2 pseudogenes are annotated in these 1,305 nt (G+C 32.5%); one reads left to right on the forward strand and one right to left on the reverse strand.

The window, feature by feature from the left end:
* Positions 1–481 (reverse strand): annotated as a pseudogene (locus HEN33_RS24985) (type III effector); the annotation flags it as partial.
* 297 nt (positions 482–778) lie between these two features.
* Between HEN33_RS24985 and HEN33_RS24990 the strand changes: the two are divergent.
* A pseudogene (locus HEN33_RS24990) lies at positions 779–1,305 on the forward strand (type III effector protein); the annotation flags it as partial.

A 1,305-nucleotide genomic window follows, 5' to 3' on the forward strand; every position in this document is an offset into this window, starting at 1 on the left:
GATAGTTATCAAGAGTGAATCTTTCAGAAAAAACTTGATGCTTATCGGCCTCATTTACAGTCTCCCCCGTGTAGAGATTAAAAGATCTACACACAACCACTTCATTATTTTCATTTGTGGTAAAATCTGTAGTAGTACTAAATCGCCATTGTTCTTCTACTTTGGCCAGAGATTTAATATTCTTGAACATCTCCGCTTTATTATCATTTTTTGTCACAAATTCGTAAATTAAGCTTTTAACTTGTTTAATATGCGATCCGGGAAAAAGATCGCGAATAAACTCCCACAGTGTACGTTTTTTAAATAATGCCCCATTACCATCCAGAATATTTTCAATATCCTTAAAATTTACATCGTATTTCTTATTATTAATATCTAAAGTAACCTTGTCAGAATATCCGTTATGCTTATGCTTCTCATTTTTCACCTCTGAAAAGGGATTAGCATTTATAAGAACATCTGATCTTAATTTAGCAACCATAAATCCTCCGATGTGCAATATTAGGGTGTTTAAAAATAACGACATCTAGATTGTTAATTAACACTACCGCTAGCCAGGTTAGCAACAAGTGTTACTTATATTACTAGTGAAGACTATAAAAAATAGCTCATTTCCCCCGATTTAATCCAGGGTGTTTACCCTGGATTCCCAATTTTTAGGCATAACGAATCATCCCTCAGGTAAACCGCAATATCTGAAAATGAGCGATTTTTTATAGCTGGTTATATTGTCAATGTTAGAATAAATAGATTTTATAATATGTTACCAAGGTGATTTATGGAAAATCTTATTGGCACTCCACCAAACTATGCAGTTTCCTATAAGAATATAGACAAGAAGCAACGGGAATATTTATGTCATCTCAATCACTTTTCTAAATTGCCTGACGATTTTTTGATAACTGGTCCAAGAAAAGACCTTTTTGATTATCAACGTATTTTAGATTGCGCATTTTCAAATTTACAGCATTTACTTCCTAAAGGACAATTACAGAAGATACAACAGAGATTAGACTCTCTTATGTACAAAAACAAGTTCCATCGTTTTCATGTTTTTTTATTAAAACTGTGCTCAAATACTTGTATTCCAGCCCCATCTGCCGATAACACTGTCTTTGATAACAAAATGCCATTTATATTAAGTGAGGAACAGATCGATGAAATTTCTTTTTTAAACGCATATCACATAGAAAAGAAAGGAAATAAAGACATTATTACATTGGATTTCGTTAGCAAGGATCATGCTCAGCAACTTAATTTTAGCACAACCATAGCATCAAAAAATGATTGCCTTCATATATATAC

It is taken from the genome of Escherichia sp. 94.0001 (genome assembly GCF_013369155.2).
Taxonomy (GTDB): domain Bacteria; phylum Pseudomonadota; class Gammaproteobacteria; order Enterobacterales; family Enterobacteriaceae; genus Escherichia; species Escherichia coli_F.